Raw genomic sequence first — 21,882 nt, 5'->3', positions numbered from 1 at the left:
CTCCTGCTATGTAAATATTACGAAATTAATATCACGTTTTCGCAGTGATAAAAACAAGAAAAGAGGTCTTACGACCTCTTTTTAAAGACTAAGCGTTGAATTGGAACAAATTCGCAACAACACGAATTACTGTTGTTGCATCAAAGCAGGCATAAGTAGAGCCACCAATGGGAACTCATGCCCATTTTCGAACTTCAATTTGCCTTCACCAATTTCTGCTTTTAATTGATAACCGCCCTCTACTTTTTCGATCAACTCCATAATAAGGAGCTCATCAATCCCTTCTTGAATAAATGGGTAATGCGTTACTAATTCATCGGAGAAGTAAGTGCTAAGTTCACCAGTAGTGGCCGTCACCAACTTCATTGGATCTTGAGTAATATGCTCAGTACCTTCAGGGATGGATAGTTGCCACTCATTGTGGAACTTGCCGTCACCGAACGCGAGTGAAAGCTCGTTCACGGATAAATCAAAACCTTTGCTAAACAGCGTATCGACATGCGGCAATAAATTCGCAATTTCCTGCTCATCTATCATAGGAGAGCTTTGATAGATAGACATAATTTGATCAAAAGACTGGCTATCCACATCTGCAATTGAGAAATCCAACTTAAAGTTATCGACATCCGTCCCATCAGTTAAACGTAGTTTCTTAGCATCTAGGTTTAATTGACTGTTCAGCTTATCACCAGACTCACTCATCGTAGTGTTACCACGGTAGCTCGCATTTTCAATCAAAAAGACAGGCGTTAAGTTCGCATCAACCACATCTAGCTTCTCTAGAGAGAAAGATTGCTCGCCTAACCAGTAGCCTTTTGCTTGCTTTCCTTTACCTTGCCCTGTCAATGCATTCAGATGAAGCTCTTCACCGTTTTCAAAATCCACTTGAACAGAAGGAACGGAAACTTGGTAATTGAGATCACCCAATACCGTCACATCACCTGTTACTTTTGCAGGGCTTGTAGAAACAGAAACACCTTGCGCTTCGTTACGATAATGCCAACTGTCTAGGTCGAGGATAAATGCTGTATTGCCATTTAGTTGAGTTTGGCTATGCATCGTGAGAGGCAAAAAGTCATTGTCCACCAATTTTGAATCAGCTGTTAGGCTTGTTAGACCGTGGCTAACATCACTGGTTACGTCAAACGTCGTTGGCATACCATCACGCTCTAGCTGCGTTTTAAGCTCAGGATCAACAACTGAATAACGAGTCAGCACGACTGAAGACAAATAGCCACGCTGATACTCGACCACTTCGCCTTTAATCATTTCATCATTCATATTGGTAATACCATCTTCAATGATGGACTGACCAATTTGTCCGACAGCCAATGGCCAACACAGTGCTAATGAGATAGCACCACCAATGGCGCCGATTTTTTTAAGATTTTGCATAACGTCACTTATTAGATATTTTCGGTCAGTCTACCCCAAACCACCTGCGGAGAAAACATTGAGACAAATCAGACTATTGATGCTTATTCTAGTCCATTAATCAGGAATCATACTTGGCTCCCACTCATCATGTCCTTTTATTGTTAAAGTTTGCGTGGCGAAGTTTTAACCGGAGCTAAAACATCTGTGAATCGTTATGCTGTGTTGTGTCTCGACAACAACCCAATCAGTGCTGAACAGTTTCGATTGGAGCTGTCTGCCTTCTCAAGTAAGTTTGATATTTTTTCTGTCGAATCGATAGAAGAGGCTCAAAGCGCTTTAGAGTATCTAGAAGAAAGAGAACAGACTGTTGCTTTAGTTATAGCGAGCCATCACGCTCATTTTAACGGCGTGGATTTTCTTATTGGTTTAGACCGGATGCCACATACCGAGCAAGCAAGAAAAATTCTTATTAGCTGCTCGTCTGATATAGAGGCAATTCTCACTGCCGTTAATGAGGGCAGGCTCGACCACTGCCTCACTAAACCTTTGCCAGATCACGTCTTATTTAACACAGTGCAAAAAGAGCTGACCCAATTTATCTTGCGAAATGGCAAAGAAGACCTGCTAAGTTACAGTCAGATATTGGATCATCACAGCTTGTTGCGAGCGCACATCAATAACCAGATGAGCCATTATCAAGCCGGATTCTTACACGACTACCACTCGATGTCTGATGCCGAGTTAGCCGAGCAAGTGATCTCCGCTCTCCAACAATTTTTCAAAGATAATGACGAAACAAGAGCGTGCCGTACATACTCACCTGAACACTTGTTAACCGTGGAAGGCGAGCCAAATAGCTTTTTGTGGTTTATCACCGAAGGTGAAGTGGCTCTGTACAAGCGCGATGAGCAAGGCATGCAGCGAGAGGTTGTACGCCATAACAAAGGGAATATTGTCGGAGGCATGTCGTTTGTTACTGGGGAATGTTCTTTCTCGACAGCTCTGACACTAACCAAAACAGAAGTTATCAAACTCGATCGCAACGTATTCAATAAAGTGATGCAAAGCGACTCAAACTTACTGCCTCTTTTTACAAACTTGCTCTTACGCCACTTCAACCGCCGATTGCAAAGAAGCATCAACACCAAACTGCAACTTCAAAAAACGCTCGAATCTTTAGAATCAGCCCACCAGCAGCTCATTGAAAGAGAAAAAATGGCGATGCTTGGCCAATTGGTTGCGGGAGTGGCACACGAACTAAACAATCCAGTAGCCGCGATATTAAGGGGCGTAGAGAATTTAACGCATACGCTAGAACGATTACTTAACGATGCGCCCAGTTCCGATATACAAAGCAAAGGCATTGAATTACTGAGCAAAGCGCAAACCTCAAAACCCGCTTCAACCGCTGAGCTCAGATCACGCGTAAAAGCGCTTAGCCATACTCTTCCAGACCGAGCATTGGCAAAAAAAGTGGTGAGCCTTGGATTAGAGTCCGATCAAGAGCTACTTACCCAACTAACGAGAAAGCAGCAAGCGTCTTATCATGCCCTCAATACACTTGAGCAATACCACAAAGCAGGTTCTACACTTCGCTCAATTAATGTCTGTGCAGCACGAATTGCTGATATGGTAAAAAGCCTGAAAGGATATGCTCGGTCAGATGATGAAACCCTGCACTATGCTGATATTCATGAAGGTATTGAAGACACCTTGGTGATTTTCGAGAACAAATTAAAAATGCACCAAGTTTCAACCGACTATGCAAACTTGCCTTCCATCCTTTGTCAACCGATCGCACTCCAACAGGTGTGGACGAACTTGGTCTCTAACGCCATTGACGCATTTCCTGAGAAAGGTGTGTTAAACATACAAACACGCCTTGTAGAAAAAGAGCATACACATTATGCCGTTATCTCATTTGAAGATAATGGATGTGGCATTCCTGAGTCGCAAAGAGACGCCATTTTCGAGCTGAACTTCACCACAAAAAAAGAAGGTAACTTTGGCTTAGGCATCGGGCTGTCCATCTGCCAGCAAATCGTAACCGCACACAGAGGGTGGATTGACGTCGAATCAGAGATCGGCCAGTTCACACGAATGACCGTCTGGTTACCAGTCATCGAAAAAGGAGATGAAACATGACCAAGTATCTAATTTTATGTGTCGATGACGAACGAGAAGTCTTGGATAGCGTGCTCCAAGATCTTGCTCCCTTCGAGGAGAACTTTGTCGTCGAAGGAGCGGAATCGGTGACTGAAGCTCGGCAGGTGATTGAGGAGATGGCGGAAGAAGAAGTTCAGCTTGCGCTCATTTTATGTGACCACATTATGCCGGAACAAACTGGGATCAGCTTCTTAATCGAACTCAGTCAAAATGGTGACACAAAAGCAGCGCGCAAAGTTTTACTCACAGGACAAGCTGGTTTGGAAGACACCGTAGAAGCCGTAAATAACGCGAGTCTCGATTATTACATTGCCAAACCTTGGAAAGGCGAAGCATTGAGAAAAGCAATCGTGTCTCAGCTTACCGCGTTTGTGATTGAGAATGATGATAACCTGCTATCCTGGACTCAAATCCTTGATTCTGAGGCAATCCTCAACGCCATGGCAGAAAGAAGAGCAAGCTTTGGCGAGTAATAAAGTGTTTGGTTCTAACTTGAACTCAACGATGCTCATTGCACCACCTAACCTCGCATAGTCGAATGAGGTTAGAAAAACATCGTTACTTGTCCGAGTGAAATTCTCGGACACTACGTATATGGCGTAGTTTTTGCTTAAACCAAGGAACTATTAAGTTAATTGACAAAACATCGACACATTTTTGTTGGTCGTCGACCTTCCTTTTTATTATGATGTCGGACAAATCAGATTACGGTTCAAGTGGTTGCTTGAATCCATGGAAATAATGAACAAGGTTTATCGTTAGTTATGCGTAAAACACTATTAGCCGCTGCCTTACTAGTGGCATCAAGCCATGCCCTAGCTGCAAACGATCGCAATGCGCCAGCAACTATGAGCAACTTTAGCTACGACTATTTCGAAGCACGTATTGGCGCAAGTCCTGTGACATTTGGTGCTGGATTCAGCAAATCAATTCACCCGAACGCGCATGTTATTGCTCGTATTGACTCTGAGTTTGAAAGTGATTTTGACTCAGCTGCAGGCTTTGGCTTCCATTCTCCGCTAAACAACTGGGCAGATCTTACTGGTGAAATGCTAATGCGCGTTGTGCAACCTTCGAACGAGAGCAGCACAGATGTTGGTATGGAGCTGAACTTAGGTGTTCGCCAATGGTTGGGCCCTCAATTAGAAGTAGGCGGCAAAGTCGGCTACGTTTCTATCGATAACGATGACGATTGGACTGGCTCTGCCTACGCTCGATTCCACTCAACAGAGCTTTTCTCTTTGGGTGCTGAAGCACGTATCAACGATTTTTACGGTGATCAGGTAATGTTTACTACGCGTTTTAAGTTTTAAGATTTGTGCTGTAAGAAAAGAGCAAATTAAAAAAACAAAAACCGAGGTCTCTGCCTCGGTTTTTTGTCTAATTTAATGACTAACTCAATGAAGTGGTAAAAAACTTCAACGTCCTTTTTCCGCTTTTCACACTTGCCTTTACGACCCGCTAACTCCATCGAAACGAGTCAATCATTGTGCGATCAGCTTCGCTTAGTCACACAGTGCCAATAACTGTTTTTTACGCGGCTCTTGGATCAGTTTCCAATGTACGCCATCAGTTGCACCAGCAAATTTCCACAGTAGCTTTACATCAACATCATTACCGTAAGCCGTTTTAACTTTGTTGAAGACTTTTACAGGTCCAAGTTCTAAAAAGGTTTCTACGTCATCAACACCGGCTTTCTTGACCATACGTTCAAGGGTTAGTTGCATGTTGGGTAAGTCTCTTAAGCGTCTACTGGCAGAGGACTTTTGATATTTCCGTTCCTTAATTGAGTATTCAATTGATTTCTGTACCAGTTCATCAAGCCCTACATATCCGGATTCGAATAAATCGGTTACATCATAATAATTTACGGTTGCCGTCGTCTGTTTTTTGACGTGCTTATACTTCTCACAGCTCAGTTGAGTAAACACTTCATCTAGCCCATTACCACCACGTAAGTAGCAGCAATCATTGCTGACAAGCGCAAACATAGCATCATCGGTGAATAAACCAATACCACCGAACATAGAACGTTTTTGGTACTCACTGAAGGTGCGTACATATTTAAAAAAAGCTTGGTCTGTCATGTCCATTGACCTCTTTAATCTGAATAAATTACCCCGATTAGCGATGTCACCAGATAAACAGCAGCTTATAGCGAATTATAAATGTCGATTTGTTGGCGATATTTTTGTGAGTTGTGCTCACCAACTTGCTTAATCATACTTAACGTTGAAAAATAAGTTAGGACATAGGTCACATATAAAAAAGTATAAATTCTGCATACGTGATTAGTTTCACATTTATTGTTCGTGTGGTGATATTTTTTTGACGCATAGCATGCCTAAAACGCGCCATCATTATGATCTCGCTGGCAATTACGGGCACATAATACGCATTTAATTGATAAAGAATACGCTGTAAGGGTACACTGTACGAAAGATCTCAAGTACAGCGTCACAATGGAACATTTATCATTTTTTTGGCTGCCAAATAATAAAGATAAGCTTATAAACGCACTGGAATCCGAGTTTGCTCAGCTGGTAGAACAGTCCATCGCCACGGGTAAGATTTCGTTACCTCCTATTCCTGATGTCGTGCTTAAAATTCAGCAGTTATGTGTCGAAGAACACACCACGATTGCCGATGTTGCTACCTGTTTATTGGAAGATCCCGGATTAGCAGCGGTCGTTTTACGAGTCGCTAACTCTGTGATTTTCAATCGCAGAAATATCACCTGCAACGACTTAACTACAGCGGTATCTCGTCTCGGAATACTTCGTGTACGTGATATTGTTACCGCACAAGCGATCGAGCAACTTAAACACTCAGTTAATCTCACTAAAGAATGCAATGCCATCTTGGTGAAGAGTGCAGCGATATCTCGTGAGCTCGGTGCCGTCATGGTGATGTTGGTTCAATCGTTTCGTAGCCACGAGCCAGGCACTTATGGTCATCTAGAGCAAGAAAAGGCGTTATTGGTCGGTCTATTAGCCGATATAGGGTTATTTTGCCTAATTAATGAGTACCACTTGTACTTAGATAGGGGCAATTACTTAGACCCAGATATTGCATTGCAGATCTTCCAAACACGTTGTTCTGCCACAAGTAAACTGGTACTTGAGCGTTGGGGGTTTGACAACGACTTCAGAGAAGTATCCTCAAATGAAAAATACGAGTTAACGCGACCAGAAGTGAGTTATCTCGACATCGCTAGAATTGCGCATCATTTATTGATGTTCCGCAATCACGATGAACGCATTGACGAACATGAAGTTGAATTCAACGTAACTGGTGCAGAAGTCTTGTATGAACTTAGTAACATGAGTGATACTGACTTCAATGATCAAATCCGTGCTGTACTCAATGCTAGCGGTTTGTAATTTATCGCTTTCTGATAATACCTTATCCGTGATAAAACGATTCGCTCAAGGCTGAGCTGTGTGTGGTGAAATGTCTTTAATTTCAACCGATAGATAATTTGATTTATGCGTGTTGATGTTATCTCAAAAAGGAATCATTGAGCTTTATGTTTTCAGGGATGCTATTTATTTTCGCTCCGCTTGTGGTGGGGTATCTAATTCCTATATCTCGATCTTCGTTATTGGAGAAGATCAATCAGTCAACGTCCTACCTTATTTACGTCATTTTGTCGTTGATGGGTCTTAGCTTAGCGGCGCTCGATAATTTAAGCAGCAACTTACAAAGTATTCTCCTCTATGCGAGTACGTTTTTTTTGTGTCTAAGTGCCTGCAACCTGTTGGCTCTGCCTATTATTGATAAAATTATCCCACTCCAGACCAATCAAAATCAAAAGAAGCTACCGTTATCTTCGATGGCTTTAGAGTCTGTTAAGCTTATCGTGGTCGTTGGCGGCGGGTTAGTGGTTGGCCTGCTGTTACCCATTGATTTGAGTTGGGTAGATACAGCAAGCGAATGGATACTCTTTCTACTTCTATTTTTTATTGGTATTCAGCTGCGCAATAGTGGACTTACTCTGCGTCAAATCCTATTAAATAAACAAGGAATGGCCATTGCAGCCGTGGTCATCGCAACGTGTATGCTTGGTGGCGTTCTTGCAGCGGTGCTTTTGGATCTTCCTCTTTATCAAGCACTCGCAATGGCTTCAGGTTTTGGCTGGTATTCACTCGCAGGTATTTTAATGGGTGACGCTTTTGGTCCGGTATTTGGTGGCGCGTCGTTCTTGATTGAATTGATGAGAGAGCTAGTCGCACTGGTTGCCATTCCTCTCTTTATTCGTAGCTATCCGTGCACCGCAATTGGTTACGCCGGTGCAACAGCAATGGACTTCACCCTACCCGTTATTCAAACCACCGGTGGTGTGCGTTGTGTTCCTGTTGCTATCGTTAGCGGCTTTATTTTGAGTTTATTGGTACCAGTTATGATGCTTTTCTTTGTATCACTTGCTAGCTAGATCTCAGGTTTTCGCTTTAACATCCATTACAATACGGCAAAAATTTAAATACCCAGTTAACGTCAAAGTGGTCAATATTTTTTGGCAAGACCCCTCTTTCTTTTCGTCATTCAGCCCAACGATTTGTCACGACCAAATAGAAAGAAGGGAGAAACATCAACTGATGTGCATTGCGTTAATAAAGGGATAACAACCAGAAGGAAGAAGAATGAAACGCTTTGTCGTTGCAGCGCTCCTCGCTACAAGCTCAACTTTTACGCTTGCCGCAGATCAACAATGTCTTGCTAGCAAATACGATGGCTACGTCGATGCCTCACTACAGTGGTATCAAGATCTTGTTGACTTGACGGTTACCCAATATCCAGATCTGAAAGAAGTTAGTCAATGGTTCTTGGATGGACGTAAACATCACTTTGAATTAAACCGCGAAGCGGTTCACTACTTTCTAGAGAACGACCCTAGCCGCGTTGCGACGGAACAGCCAATCGAAGCATGGTTAAAACTAGAGCAACATGACGTTAAGCAGTTAGCGACCCGAAGCGATAAGTTAGGTGAAGTTGCAAAACAGACATTTAGCGACCGTCAATCAACTAACCACCCAAAAAACTACGAGCTTCGTTCAGCATTCGCTGATCTGCTTAGTCATCCCCAACAAATTGATACCGCACTTAATAAGTACAATCAGTCAATAGAAAAGATTGAAAAGCAGAAATGTGACTAAGATTGCTCGCATTAGTCGTTGATTAGCATTCGATAACATCAGAGTGTTTTAACGTACTCAATCTAGAATTTTTTAATGTGAATATCGTAACCTTCACCTAAAATTTTCATTTCTACAACTTGGGTTTCAACAATTAAAACGGGACTTTGCGCCCGTTTTAGTTTAGATTGTGCCGCTCGCATTACCAAAATAACTACAAAGATTCTTTGCTATGGTTAAGGAACAAAAAACCGCTGATGTTAGCTTTGAGAGCTTGCTAAAGATCTTCACTGTCCCAGAAGGTCCGGACTCAACGTTAACTAAAATTGACGAGAGCCTCTCGCGAAATCTAAATCAATTTCTTCGTGAACACATCGTGGCAGAAGAAAAGCCTTTACGCGAAATCGAAAAAGACTTTTCTTCTGCTCAGATTCCTGAGCAGCCAGAGTTCGTGTCAGATCATACAGAGCACTTACTCGACACTTTGGTGTCGCACTCAGTTCACACATCTTCACCAAGCTTCATTGGTCATATGACATCGGCACTGCCTTATTTCTTGATGCCACTTTCAAAGATCATGATCGCCTTAAACCAAAACCTGGTAAAAATAGAGACTTCCAAAGCCTTTACGCCACTTGAGCGTCAAGTTTTGGGTATGCTGCATCGCTTGATATATGGTCAGAATGATACGTTTTACAATCAGTGGATGCACAGTGCAAACCACTCATTAGGCGCATTTTGTTCCGGCGGCACCGTTGCCAATATCACTGCGCTTTGGGTAGCACGTAACAAAGCGTTAAGAGCCAATGGCTCATTTAAAGGCGTGGAAAAGGAAGGCCTTTTTAAAGCCATGAAGCACTATGGCTATGATGGCTTAGCGGTGCTAGTGTCTGAGCGTGGTCACTACTCCCTTAAGAAAGCAGCCGATGTATTAGGGCTAGGCCAAGAGGGCTTGGTTGCGGTTAAAACCGATGCCAACAACCGTATTATTGTCGACGACCTTAAAGCGAAAATTGTTGAGCTCGAAAAACAAAATATCAAGCCTATTGCTGTTATTGGTGTGGCTGGCACAACAGAGACAGGTAATGTTGATCCATTGCCTGAAATCGCTGAAGTCTGCCAAGCTCACGGCTGTCACTTCCATGTGGATGCCGCATGGGGTGGCGCAACACTTATGTCTAACCATCACCGTCACCTTCTCAAAGGTGTGGAAATGGCAGACTCAGTAACTATTGATGCGCATAAGCAGCTCTACATCCCGATGGGCGCTGGTATGGTTCTGTTCAAAGACCCTGACGCAATGAAATCCATAGAGCATCACGCTCAATATATATTGCGCAAAGGTTCAAAAGACCTAGGCAGCCATACATTAGAAGGTTCACGTTCGGGTATGGCGATGTTGGTCTACGCCGCAATGCACATCATAAGTCGCCCAGGTTACGAGCTTCTGATTGACCAAAGCATTGAAAAAGCTCGATACTTTGCGGATTTAATCAAACAGCAAGATGATTTCGAGTTAGTTTCTGAACCAGAGCTTTGTCTGCTCACATACCGTTATTTGCCGCCATTCATCCGTGAAGCATTAGCACAAGCAGAAGGCTCACAAAAAGAACAACTGAATGAGCTGATCAATGAGTTAACACAGTTTATTCAAAAGCGTCAGCGCGAAACGGGCAAATCGTTCGTTTCACGTACAAGACTGAACCCAGACCAATGGCAACGCATGAATACGATAGTGTTTAGAGTGGTTTTGGCAAATCCACTGACCACAAAAGAAATTTTGAGCTCAGTGCTTGATGAACAACGCGAAATCGCCAAGCAAGCACCAAATTTGATGAAAAGAATTCAACAGCTGGTTGTCGATATTCAATCGTCTTAACAGCCAGATCGAGTTACATCAATTTGAAATTTTTTTTCGTTTTGATGTAACTCAAACATCATTATCGTGCGACTAGCGCAACAAAACTTCGTTTACACATCCAATTCTGTAGTTTTTACAACATTTTGTTTGAGGCCTGTCAAATTCTCACTAAATAGTACCCGTTATTGGTTTAGACTGATTGAAGATCAGGTTTATACTGATTCTATGGCGCTGGTTGTTTTCGTTAACGCCCCACTCTACTCCGGAATCTTCGTGTTTCCTTTCGTTAGCAGAGCCAGCGAGTTGTTCTCTATACCCTCGTGAACACTATGAATACATTAGAAAAAATTCAAAAAAACCTGGAGAATTTCAGTAAGTCAGAGCGCAAAGTTGCGGAAGTAATTATGGCGTCTCCACAAACTGCAATTCATTCAAGCATTGCAACGCTGGCTAAAATGGCCGACGTTAGTGAGCCCACTGTAAACCGCTTCTGTCGTCGTCTGGACACCAAGGGCTTTCCAGATTTTAAGCTTCACTTGGCACAGAGCCTAGCCAACGGCACCCCTTACGTTAACCGTAATGTGGAAGAAGACGATGGCCCAGACGCGTACACCCATAAGATTTTCGAATCGACGATGGCGTGTTTAGATGTCGCGAAAAATAGCCTAGATCCAATGCAAGTGAACCGTGCGGTCGATTTGCTAACGCAAGCGAAGCGCATTTCATTCTTTGGCCTTGGTGCATCATCTTCTGTTGCCCGAGACGCACAAAACAAGTTTATTCGCTTTAATATTCCAATTACTTGTTTTGAAGATATTGTTATGCAGCGCATGAGTTGTATCAACTGCAGTGATAATGATGTTGTGGTTCTTATTTCTCATACCGGTCGAACAAAGAGTCAGGTAGAAATAGCGAACCTTGCTCGTGAAAATGGCGCAACGGTTATTGCGATTACAGCGAAGGATTCTCCTCTAGAAAAGGCAAGCTCGCTGGCCATTACGCTCGATATTCCAGAAGATACCGACGTTTACATGCCAATGGCAAGCCGAGTTGTACAAATGACAGTGATTGATGTGCTAGCAACTGGCTTCACTCTTCGCCGTGGTACAGGTTTCCGTGAGAACCTAAAACGCGTAAAAGATGCGTTGAAAGACAGTCGCTATGACAAATTAAGCCAGTACTAAGCACTAAAGCTTAGTCAATACTTTATCTAGGGGAGCTCAAGGCTCCCCTTTTGTTTTAATGCTGCTAAGGGAGCAATCACCCTAAGTCGTTGACACTCGATAAGTCCGTTCTTGATTCCAGTACTTCAACAGAACTGACATGTTGTGCACTCTCTGCTACACACTCTCCGCTACAATCACAGACTTGCTGCAATATGTGTATCAAACGTTCCTGATTAAGAGGTAAAGGATTCCCTTTGATTGCCATTGATTTAAGCGCATCATTCGCCACTTGCTCAAAAGAGGTTTGGCATACTCCAAATTGAGCCAGTAGCGGTAACGCTAACTTATCTAGCACCATATTTACCCAAAGAATTCCATCGTGTTCGTTAGCATTTACTCGCTCAGTGACTAATTGGGCCAGCTTGCGATAACGACTTATCACATCATTCCTACCCGCGAGTTTAGCGGCGTTAATGTTCTCCTGCATCACGTGCGGAGCTAGGCGAGCCGTAATAACGCTATGGGGGGCGTCTAACTTGCCTCCTAACGCCGATGCTAACCCATGAGCGGCACCTAATTTGGCATTAGTAATCGCCATACCACCAAGCAATGCAGCGAACGATAAATCAGAGCGCGCCTTATGATTATCTTGCTTACAAGCGGCAATCACTGAACGGCTTAAACGGCGTAGCCCCTCTTCGCAGACCATATCAGTAAGAGGGTTTGGCTCACCACACACATACGCTTCCATTAAATGAGTGAACGCATCCATTGCGCCACGTCCAGATGTGTATTGGTCGGTCCCGTAAGTAAGTGTCGGGTCTACAATGGCAACGTCTGCGAGCATATCAGGGCTTCGAAGACTCACTTTCACTTTATCTTGTCCAGATTTCAGCACAGCATTTCTGGTCACTTCTGAACCGGTGCTTGCTGTCGTAGGAATTGCAATAAAATGAAGAGGCTTTGCTTTTAAAGGGACGCTTCTTCCTACCACTTCTACGTAATCGTAAACATTGCCTTGATTGGGAATAATGGCAGCTAAGGCTTTGCCCATATCGATGACGCTGCCACCACCTATCGCAACTACCATATCAGGTTGGAATTTTCTACCGAGCACTGCGGTCTCTTCTACCATCGTGATGTATGGTTCACCAACGATAGCTACGTGCTGGTAACGCATATTTTGAGCTTTAAGATATTGGATAATGGGGGCGGCTCGTTGGGTATCCTGCCCAGTAACCAGCAAAACACTGTAGCCAAATTGGTTAATAACGGATAATGAAGATTGAAGTGCACCTTCACCAAATATAATCCTTGTTGCAGTCATAAACTGAAACATACACACCCTCCCAAAAGAATATACCCAAATAACCTCTCGCCCTCTGATTTAACACTTATGTAAGAGTTGAAGTTATTTGCGTATAGCCAAAATAGATTGCTATTTTTTTAAACAAAAAAAATTGACCAATTCCACCTTGCCATCATTAACCCTTTAGAATGTATGTTTTTTATGCGTCACTTCACATACTTCAGAGTCGTAAAATAAGCACGTGCGTTTAGTTTTTATTCGATAGATTTCACCTATAGAACCAAGAGGTAATTGCCGCTTTATTTCCGTATCTGGATCGGGCATAGTTACTCCAACAAAAGAAAGCGCACTCAGCCGCTATGTTTTGTACGCTTTCAAAAAAGAATAGATTTAGGAGAAATAAGATTATGTTCGTTGTTATCTTTGGTCGCCCTGCATGTCCTTTCTGTGTTCGTGCAAAAGAGCACGCAGAAACGCTAAAAGCAAAACGTGATGACTTCAACTACCGTTACGTTGATATTCACGCTGAAGGTATTTCTAAAGCAGATCTTGAGAAAACAGTTGGTAAACCAGTTGAAACCGTTCCTCAGATCTTTATCGACCAAGAGCACATCGGTGGCTGCGACGAGTTCGAAGCATACGCGAAAGAGCACCTAGGTCTATTTGACGAGTAATAAAGACTGTTTTCAAAAAAGCCGCTTCATGCGGCTTTTTTATTATTTTTCAGCTGGTTATTACGTTAAGTCAACTAATGGTAAAACCTAAAAAAATTCACTTATCTTTTTGCTATATTTAGTTACAATTCACAGTTCTTAATCTTTTTTGGCACACACTCTACCGAGCCACACAGTGAACATAGACGTCGTATACCTTCTCGAGCAAAACCCTATCCTTCTAATCTTCGTCGTATTAGCCATTGGCCTTGCCATCGGAAAAATTCGATTTGGCAAATTACAATTAGGCAACTCTATTGGCGTTCTTATTACCTCTTTGGTAATGGGCCACCTTGGTTTCTCATTTAATGCAGAAGCTTTAACCATTGGCTTTATGCTGTTTATCTACTGCGTTGGCATTGAAGCTGGACCAAACTTTTTTGGTATATTCTTCAGAGATGGTAAGCATTATTTTATTTTAAGCATGACTGTTCTCGTGTCTGCGGTCAGCTTAACGTATGGCTTGAGTCACTATTTCGGCCTCGATTTTGGCTTATCCGCCGGTATGATGGCAGGCGCATTGACCGCAACGCCAGTACTGGTTGGTGCACAAGATGCTCTTAACTCTGGCCTTGCGACTATACCGCGGAATATGGAATTTTCTCTGGTATTAGAAAATCTATCCGTAGGCTACGCGATGGCTTATCTGGTCGGCTTAATTAGCATGATCATGTTTGCTAAATTGTTGCCAAAACTGCAAAAACAAAACCTTTCTGATTCCGCGCAGCAAATCGCACAAGAGCGTGGCCTTGGAAATTCAAGCCAGAGAAAAGTGTATTTACCCATTATTCGAGCTTACCGAGTGGGCCCAGAGCTAATTGACTGGACTGATGGTAAAAACTTACGAGAACTGGGTATTTATCGTCAAACTGGCTGTTACATTGAACGAATCCGCCGAAATGGTATTCTCGCCCACCCAGATGGTGATGCTATCTTGCAAGAGGGAGATGAAATTGCACTGGTTGGCTTCCCTGACAGCCATGCTCGCTTAGACCCTAGCTTCCGTAATGGTAAAGAAGTATTCGACCGTAACTTGCTTGATTTACGCATCGTTGAAGAAGAAATCGTCGTAAAAAGTGACGCAATCGCTGGTAAGCGTTTATCGGATTTGAATTTGTCTGAGTTTGGCTGTTTCTTAAACCGCGTAGTTCGCGCTCAGATTGAAATGCCTATGGACTTAGACATTGTGCTCGCTAAAGGGGACGTCCTTCAAGTGAGCGGCGAGAAAAGCCGAGTACATGGACTGGCGGAAAAAATCGGTTTCATCTCGATCCACAGTCAAATGGCCGATTTGCTCGCTTTTTGTAGCTTCTTTATTTTGGGTATTCTGTTTGGCCTCATCACAATGACGTTCGGTCAGGTGTCTTTCAGTTTGGGTAATGCGGTGGGTCTTCTGTTGTCCGGTATTACGCTTGGTTTCTTACGAGCAAATCACCCTACTTTCGGTTATGTCCCACAAGGGGCGCTGAATATGGTCAAAGATCTAGGGTTAATGTTCTTTATGGTCGGAATTGGTCTAAGTGCAGGTGGAAAGATGTTCGAGCACCTAACGCAAGTAGGACCAAAAGTCATTGGTTTGGCATTTATTGTCAGTGTTGTACCTGTAGTTCTGGCTTACTTAGTTGGCGCACACGTACTCAAGATGAACCGTGCCCTGCTCTTCGGAGCCATTATTGGCGCCCGTACTTGCGCTCCAGCTATGGATGTCGTTAACGACTACGCTAAGTCCACCATCCCTGCCCTTGGTTATGCGGGTACCTATGCGATTGCGAATATTTTAATGACGCTAGCTGGTACGATTCTGATAATACTAAGTTAATACTCACTTTGACTATGAAATACAAAAAGGCGCTCAATGAGCGCCTTTTGTTTATTGGTTATCTAGTCTGTGATTCGATTAGATTTGAATGAAGTCTGCTTCAACTGCTGGATTCACATCCGCTTCGTAATCTACGCCTTCAACGCCGAAACCAAATAGTTTCAAGAACTCTTCTTTGTACTCAACGTAGTCAGTCAGCTCTTTTAGGTTCTCAGTCGTAATTTGAGGCCATAGCTCACGACAGTGCTGCTGAATGTCGTCACGAAGTTCCCAGTCATCCAGACGTAGGCGGTTCATCTCATCAACTTCTGCCGCGCTACCGTCTTCTTTGTATAGACGTTGGCTGAACATACGGTAGATTTGTTCCATACAGCCTTCGTGTACACCTTCTTCGCGCATTTTCTTGAATACCATTGCGATGTACAGTGGCATAACAGGAATTGCAGAACTCGCCTGAGTTACAACAGATTTAAGTACCGCAACATTGGCACTGCCGCCTGTTGCTGCTAACTTGTCGTTTAGCGCTTTCGCTGCACGGTCTAGGTCCATTTTTGCTTTACCTAGTGCACCATCCCAATAAATTGGCCAAGTTAGCTCAGTACCAATGTAGCTGTACGCGACGGTCTTACAACCTTCAGCAAGAACACCAGCATCAGACAACGCATTGATCCAAAGTTCCCAATCTTCACCGCCCATTACAGTGACAGTGTCTTTGATTTCTTCTTCTGTTGCAGGCTCAACGCTAGCTTCGATGATCACATCTTTGTTGGTATCAACAGCCGTTGATGTGTAAGTTTCACCGATAGGTTTAAGAGATGAACGAACTAATTCACCAGTTTCTGGCATTTTACGTACTGGAGATGCCAGTGAGTAAACCACCATATCGATTTGACCTAAGTCTTCTTTGATCAGCTCGATAGTTTTCTGTTTCGCTTCATTTGAGAAAGCGTCGCCGTTTAAGCTTTTTGCGTACAGACCTTCTTCACGCGCTAGCTTTTCAAAAGCAGCGGCATTGTAAAAACCTGCTGTACCTGGTTTCTTCTCAGTACCTTCTTTTTCGAAGAAAACACCGATAGTTGATGCACCGCCACCAAATGCCGCAGCGATACGAGAAGATAGACCGTAGCCACTTGATGCACCAACAACAAGAACACGCTTAGGTGCGTTTTTGATTGGACCTTGCGCTTTGGTGTACGCAATTTGTTCTTTTACGTTAGCTTCACAACCAACAGGGTGCGTTGTAGTACAGATAAATCCACGAATTCTAGGTTTGATGATCATATTCAACTTCCTTTAAAAAACCTTGTTAGGATAAAAGTTTCGTTGGGATTTCGCATCTAATTTCTGTAAAAATGCTCTTAAAAGGCAAGTGGTTGGAGCACTATCCCACCATCCACTCCCCAAGAATACAAAAAAGCACCTCATTGAGGTGCTTTTCTTAACATTAGTTGTCTATTATGCCGCCGGATTCAACTGCGACTTTTTTGGGCTATGAGTTCGCACTTCAGAAAAGTCATGACTAAAGTGGTCAACTTGAATCGCCTTGTAGCGCAATTTATCTGCAGCCATGATTTGATCAATTTCTTGTTCAGTTAACACGCCTGCTTCAAATGCTTGCTGCAAACGATCATGTAGCAGACCTTTACGAGCCACTTTACCATCCTTCGCAGCCTTCATAAGTTTACGCTCCAAAGGTTTAATGTCGTACATTGCAAGGAATGCATTCTCCATTAAGCCTACGCTGTCATCCTCTGATTTTCCGATGTAGCACAGATGCGTGAGGCGATCACGTTGCGCGCCTGGCGTCATCATCGCTTCAGCCAAATTCACACACAGCTCATCACTTGGCTTATTGAAATGATTACCAAGCGGGAACAATAGCCCCTTAAGCACACCGCCAACGTATTTCACAGGGAAGTTGGTGTAAGCCTCATTTAATGACTTAGAAGCGTTATACAAACAGTGTTGAACAGCGTAATGAACGAAGTCTAGATCGCCTTGTTGACGGCCTTCATCTTCATACTTTTTCAAGGCAGCAGATGCCATGTATAGATAGCTTAATCCATCACCCAAACGTGCGGAGATCATTTCTTTACGCTTCAAGTCTCCACCTAAGGTTAACATCGCAAAGTCTGCACTTACTGCAAGTGCACGACTGAGACGAGTAATGTCTTTGTAGTATTGCTGCGTTGGGCCACTCATGTGCGCGTTAACAAATCGAGAACCAGTTAGTGCTGCACCAAATGCACCGAATGTATTACCGAGCGCGTGCTTGATGTGTTTAAAGAGTAAGTTGTCAAATTCTTTCGCACCTTGTTCAGAATCTGGATTCGCCGCGGCTTCCATTTCTTTTAGAACATATGGGTGACATCGAGTCGCACCTTGACCAAAAATCATCAGGTTACGAGTCAGAATATTCGCGCCTTCAACGGTAATAGCAACCGGGATACCAAGGTAATGTTTAGCAAGATAGTTCATTGGGCCATCTTGAATCGCACGACCCGCATGGATATCAAACGAATCATTTAGAATGGTACGCGCGATTTCCGTCATGTGGTACTTGGCAATCGCGGTTACAATCCCAGGTTTTTCTTTCATATCGAGAGAAGTCGTCGTTAGCGTACGCGTCGCTTCTAGTAGGTAAGTAAGACCACCAATGCGCCCCATCGCTTCTGCGACGCCTTCAAACTTACCGATCGACATTCCAAACTGTTTACGCACGTAAGCATAAGCACCTGTTGTACGTGTAGTAAGGTGACCAATCGCAGTGCCAAGCGCTGGGAGAGAGATACCACGCCCCGCAGAAAGACACTCAACCAGCATACGCCAACCTTTACCTGCGTAATCAGCGCCACCAATCAACCAATCCATAGGGATGAAGACATCTTCACCACGAGTTGGACCATTCATGAACGCAGACCCCAGAGGATCATGGCGTTCACCTATCTCGACACCTTCATGGTCAGCGGGAATCAACGCACATGTAATGCCAACCTCTTTCTTGTCTCCAAGTAGCCCTTCAGGATCTTGCAGTTTAAATGCTAACCCGAGCACTGTCGCAACTGGCGCAAGCGTGATGTAGCGTTTATTCCAACTAACTCGCACGCCAAGCACTTCTTTGCCTTCATGGGTGCCGTAACAAACTACGCCTTGATCAGGTATGCCACCCGCATCAGAACCCGCTTCAGGGCCAGTTAGGGCGAAACAAGGGATGTCTGTACCATCAGCTAAACGAGGCAACCAGTAATCTTTTTGCTCTTGCGTACCATAGTGCGATAGCAGCTCACCAGGGCCAAGAGAGTTCGGTACCATTACCGATACCGCGGTACTGATACTTCGAGTCGCAATACGAGAAACAATGGTTGAGTTCGCCAAAGCGGAAAATTCACGACCACCATATGCTTTCGAGATGATCAAAGAGAAAAATCGCTCTTTACGTAGGTACTCCCATACTTCAGGCGGTAAATCCCTGTCTTCTTTGACAATCTTCTGGTCATCAAGCATTTCTAGCAGGGTTTCAAGCTCATTATCCATAAATGACTGCTCTTCTGCCGTCAGTGTAGGCGTTGGATAATGATGCAATGTTGTGAAGTTTGGCTTGCCTGAGAATAGTTCGGCATCCCACCATACACTACCCGCTTCCATCGCCTCTTTCTCGGTGCTAGACAGAGGTGGCAATACTTTTTTGAACACTTTAAAAGCCGGGTCACTAATCCATTTTCTTCGTAGAGAGCTCATAGTTCAGATCCTTTTGTTCACGTAACCGCTCGGGGTATAATCTTATTATTGGTTTAACTTTCTTATTTGTCTTATGCCAACTGCTTTGCTGACATTCCTGCTGACAAATATGGAATCAGTAAATCGACGACAGATTTCACATCGACTTCCTTTTCAAACTTACTTTCTGCCAGCTCCGAAAGAGCTTGGCTTGAAGCCATCGTAAATACACAGGTTCCTAACGTGAAGTGCAGTCGCCAAAACAACTGTTCTTCACATAGTTCCGGGTTCGCCTTCATTATCGAGAAAGTGAAAAGGTTCAGTACCTCTTCGTATCTGGTGGTAATGAACCAGCGCAGATGACCTTGAACGTCTGTATAACCGCGGCCAATTAACAACATAAATAGCGCAGTACCATTTGGGCGTACATCATTTAATGTACGTAAAGGTAATCGCAATGACTCAAAGACATCGTCCATGTTGTAGCTATCGCGCGTGTTTAGCTCAATTAATGAAGTCTTAATGCTCGGCATTAGTGCTTCTAAATACCTATCTAAAACCGCTCTAACCAGCGTTTTTTTATCGCCAAAGTGATAGTTTACCGATGCTAAGTTAACGTTAGCTTTACCTGTTATCGTTCTTAGCGAAGTATCATTAAAGCCATGTTCAGCAAAGAGTCCTTCTGCGACATCGAGTATTTTTTCTTTTGTTGATGTTCTCGGGGCCATTTTAATCACTCGTATTAAACAACTGTTTGAAAATATACTCCCGAAACTTAAGATTAACAAATGATTAACATCACACTTTAACCAATTGGTCTGACCAGACAGTAAAAGGTGTGATCTAATCTTTTGAAATTCAATCGAATACTCCAGTGAAGCTTGTCAGAAGAAAACGATCAAACTTCTCAGTCCATCGCAATTGAAATGCTAACAATAGCCTTGGCGGCTTGGAGTGAGCGACGAGAGTATGAAATACATCTTCGGTTCTAGGGGAGATAAAATGAGAAACACAGAAGTTAGTAACTTCGCCAAGTTGGTAATCCATCTCGATTTTTCTATTACTTTCGGGTGTGTAAGAAGCTAGAAAGCATTAAGTAGAAATTTTTTGAAAAAAAATGGAACTGTTTGGAAAAGGCTCGGTCTGAATATACGTAACAGTTAGGGCATTTGAAGTTTCACTGGCCGTCAAACTTGTTTCCATCTAATTGTTACGTTGCTGCTTTTTTCTTATTAACTCCTATGTTTGTATCCGCCCAGTCAAATTTTCGGCTGGGCTTTTTTTCGCCTATAGATTTGCCAAGCGCCTCTTTCGATGATTTGCCCCAACTCCATAAGCTAGACCTTAGTTGGTCACAAAAGTAACCATCCTGAAGTAGTTGATGTGCCGATCTGCAGACATAAAAAAGCCTCCCGAATGGGAGGCTTTACTAAACAGTGTGTATCTTACGCTTGCGCTTTCTTAGGCAAAGAAAAGTGCAGTAACGCGTAGCCAAGTAACGCGGCTGTCGTCGAGCCCATTAAGATACCGAGTCGAGCATAGGTATCAAACTCAGGGCTTACATTTCCAAACGCTAAAGAGGAAATGAATATAGACATTGTAAAACCGATACCACACAACACAGAGACCGCAAAGATATGCTTGAAGTTAATGCCTTCCGGTAACTTAGCTACACCCATTTTCACAGCTGCCCAACTAAAGGTGAAGATACCTAGAGGCTTACCAACCAGTAGCCCCAAAGCAATACCTAATGGCAGCATTGAAGTTAGGCCTGACATCGATACGCCTTCTAGCGAAATCCCCGCATTTGCAAATGCGAATAGAGGTAAGATACCAAATGCCACGTATGGATGAAGTGCGTGCTCCATGTGCTTAAGTGGAGAATGTTCGCCCTGTTTACCCTTAAGAGGAATAGCAAAGCCGATCACTACGCCTGCAAGTGTTGCGTGAACACCAGATTTAAGTACCGCAAACCATAAGATCGCGCCGACTATCATGTATGGCGTCAGTTTCGTTACTTCCTTCGCATTCAACATGAACAGGACACCAGTCATGATGAAGCCAACAAGCAGCGCCATGCTAGAAAGATCACCTGTGTAAAACAGTGCAATAATAACAACCACGCCTAAATCGTCGATGATAGCGAGAGCTAACAAAAACACTTTAAGGCTTACTGGTACGCGCTTACCTAGTAGCGCCATGATACCTAGAGCAAATGCAATATCCGTCGCAGCTGGGATGGCCCAGCCAGAAACCGCCTCTGGGTCGTTAGCATTAAACGCAACGTAAATAAGAGCAGGGGCTAACATACCACCAACCGCTGCAATCGCAGGGAAAATTGCGGTTTCTTTTGATTTTAGCGCTCCTTCAAGTAGCTCTCGCTTCACTTCAAGGCCAATAAGTAAGAAAAAAACAGCCATTAGGCCATCATTAATCCAGTGAGAAACTGACATACCGAATACATAAGTATGCAGTACAGATTGATAAGTTTCGCCCAGCGGTGAGTTAGCAATGGTCATCGCAATTGCCGCTGCAATTACAAGAAGAATACCACCTGCTGATTCCATTTTGAAAAAGTCACGAATGACATCGTTCATGGTTTCGTCCTTATATTTATTA

The 21,882-nt window shown here is 43.4% G+C and carries 17 protein-coding genes; 10 read left to right on the top strand and 7 right to left on the bottom strand.

Annotated elements, in window-relative coordinates:
* Window positions 1-126: 126 nt before the first annotated feature.
* Window positions 127-1,395, bottom strand: coding sequence for a DUF945 family protein (locus R7P67_RS08230; RefSeq protein ID WP_017820837.1), 1,269 nt, complete (start codon window positions 1,393-1,395; stop codon window positions 127-129).
* Window positions 1,396-1,581: 186 nt separating this feature from the next.
* Here R7P67_RS08230 and R7P67_RS08225 point away from each other — a divergent pair, with 186 nt between their 5' ends.
* From R7P67_RS08225 to R7P67_RS08215, 3 genes are all read left to right on the top strand, one after another.
* Window positions 1,582-3,522, top strand: coding sequence for an ATP-binding protein (locus R7P67_RS08225; RefSeq protein WP_104975248.1), 1,941 nt, complete (start codon window positions 1,582-1,584; stop codon window positions 3,520-3,522).
* Window positions 3,519-4,016: a response regulator gene (locus tag R7P67_RS08220; protein ID WP_005378005.1), complete on the top strand. Its 498-nt coding sequence runs from the start codon at window positions 3,519-3,521 to the stop codon at window positions 4,014-4,016. The genes R7P67_RS08225 and R7P67_RS08220 overlap by 4 nt, the downstream gene beginning before the upstream one ends.
* A gap of 291 nt (window positions 4,017-4,307) precedes the next feature.
* Window positions 4,308-4,856: a hypothetical protein gene (locus tag R7P67_RS08215; protein WP_005378006.1), complete on the top strand. Its 549-nt coding sequence runs from the start codon at window positions 4,308-4,310 to the stop codon at window positions 4,854-4,856.
* 192 nt (window positions 4,857-5,048) lie between these two features.
* Here R7P67_RS08215 and R7P67_RS08210 read toward each other — a convergent pair whose 3' ends face one another.
* On the bottom strand, window positions 5,049-5,636 hold the full coding sequence (locus R7P67_RS08210; protein ID WP_005378007.1) for a TfoX/Sxy family DNA transformation protein: 588 nt from the start codon (window positions 5,634-5,636) through the stop codon (window positions 5,049-5,051).
* Window positions 5,637-6,005: 369 nt separating this feature from the next.
* Here R7P67_RS08210 and R7P67_RS08205 point away from each other — a divergent pair, with 369 nt between their 5' ends.
* From R7P67_RS08205 to R7P67_RS08185, 5 genes are all read left to right on the top strand, one after another.
* Window positions 6,006-6,926: an HDOD domain-containing protein gene (locus tag R7P67_RS08205; RefSeq protein ID WP_213966543.1), complete on the top strand. Its 921-nt coding sequence runs from the start codon at window positions 6,006-6,008 to the stop codon at window positions 6,924-6,926.
* 146 nt (window positions 6,927-7,072) lie between these two features.
* Window positions 7,073-7,978, top strand: a complete 906-nt coding sequence (locus tag R7P67_RS08200) for a lysine exporter LysO family protein (protein ID WP_005378011.1) — start codon at window positions 7,073-7,075, stop codon at window positions 7,976-7,978.
* A 208-nt stretch (window positions 7,979-8,186) separates the two neighbouring features.
* Window positions 8,187-8,699 (top strand): hypothetical protein, encoded by a 513-nt coding sequence (locus R7P67_RS08195; RefSeq protein WP_017634875.1) that lies wholly within the window; start codon window positions 8,187-8,189, stop codon window positions 8,697-8,699.
* Window positions 8,700-8,910: 211 nt separating this feature from the next.
* The gene (gene panP / locus R7P67_RS08190) at window positions 8,911-10,557 is read left to right on the top strand and encodes a pyridoxal-dependent aspartate 1-decarboxylase PanP (RefSeq protein WP_167415143.1); all 1,647 of its coding nucleotides are present in this window, start codon (window positions 8,911-8,913) and stop codon (window positions 10,555-10,557) included.
* 311 nt (window positions 10,558-10,868) lie between these two features.
* On the top strand, window positions 10,869-11,723 hold the full coding sequence (locus R7P67_RS08185) for a MurR/RpiR family transcriptional regulator (protein ID WP_005378021.1): 855 nt from the start codon (window positions 10,869-10,871) through the stop codon (window positions 11,721-11,723).
* Window positions 11,724-11,799: 76 nt separating this feature from the next.
* On the opposite strand, the gene R7P67_RS08180 is transcribed toward R7P67_RS08185, so the two are convergent.
* Window positions 11,800-13,044: an iron-containing alcohol dehydrogenase gene (locus tag R7P67_RS08180; RefSeq protein WP_054576427.1), complete on the bottom strand. Its 1,245-nt coding sequence runs from the start codon at window positions 13,042-13,044 to the stop codon at window positions 11,800-11,802.
* A 377-nt stretch (window positions 13,045-13,421) separates the two neighbouring features.
* On the opposite strand from R7P67_RS08180, the gene R7P67_RS08175 reads away from it, so the two are divergent.
* Both R7P67_RS08175 and R7P67_RS08170 read left to right on the top strand, forming a co-directional pair.
* Window positions 13,422-13,688 (top strand): GrxA family glutaredoxin, encoded by a 267-nt coding sequence (locus tag R7P67_RS08175; RefSeq protein ID WP_005378026.1) that lies wholly within the window; start codon window positions 13,422-13,424, stop codon window positions 13,686-13,688.
* A 175-nt stretch (window positions 13,689-13,863) separates the two neighbouring features.
* Window positions 13,864-15,546, top strand: a complete 1,683-nt coding sequence (locus R7P67_RS08170; protein ID WP_005378028.1) for an aspartate:alanine antiporter — start codon at window positions 13,864-13,866, stop codon at window positions 15,544-15,546.
* Window positions 15,547-15,624: 78 nt separating this feature from the next.
* Here the strand turns inward: R7P67_RS08170 and fabV are convergent, their stop codons facing one another.
* The 4 genes from fabV to nhaA form a co-directional block, all read right to left on the bottom strand.
* A complete protein-coding gene (gene fabV, locus R7P67_RS08165; RefSeq protein ID WP_005388648.1) occupies window positions 15,625-16,827 on the bottom strand; it encodes an enoyl-ACP reductase FabV in 1,203 nt (400 codons plus the stop codon).
* Window positions 16,828-17,001: 174 nt separating this feature from the next.
* Window positions 17,002-19,284 (bottom strand): acyl-CoA dehydrogenase, encoded by a 2,283-nt coding sequence (locus R7P67_RS08160; RefSeq protein WP_017634878.1) that lies wholly within the window; start codon window positions 19,282-19,284, stop codon window positions 17,002-17,004.
* Between the two features lie 71 nt (window positions 19,285-19,355).
* Entirely contained in the window at window positions 19,356-19,991 is a 636-nt protein-coding gene (locus tag R7P67_RS08155; protein ID WP_005378033.1) for a TetR/AcrR family transcriptional regulator, read from the bottom strand.
* Window positions 19,992-20,708: 717 nt separating this feature from the next.
* Complete coding sequence (gene nhaA / locus R7P67_RS08150) at window positions 20,709-21,860, bottom strand: Na+/H+ antiporter NhaA (protein WP_005378034.1); 1,152 nt, start codon at window positions 21,858-21,860, stop codon at window positions 20,709-20,711.
* Between the last annotated feature and the right edge of the window lie 22 nt (window positions 21,861-21,882).

The organism is Vibrio sp. Vb0937, from assembly GCF_033338855.1.
This window is presented reverse-complemented; position numbering and strand designations above follow the sequence as displayed.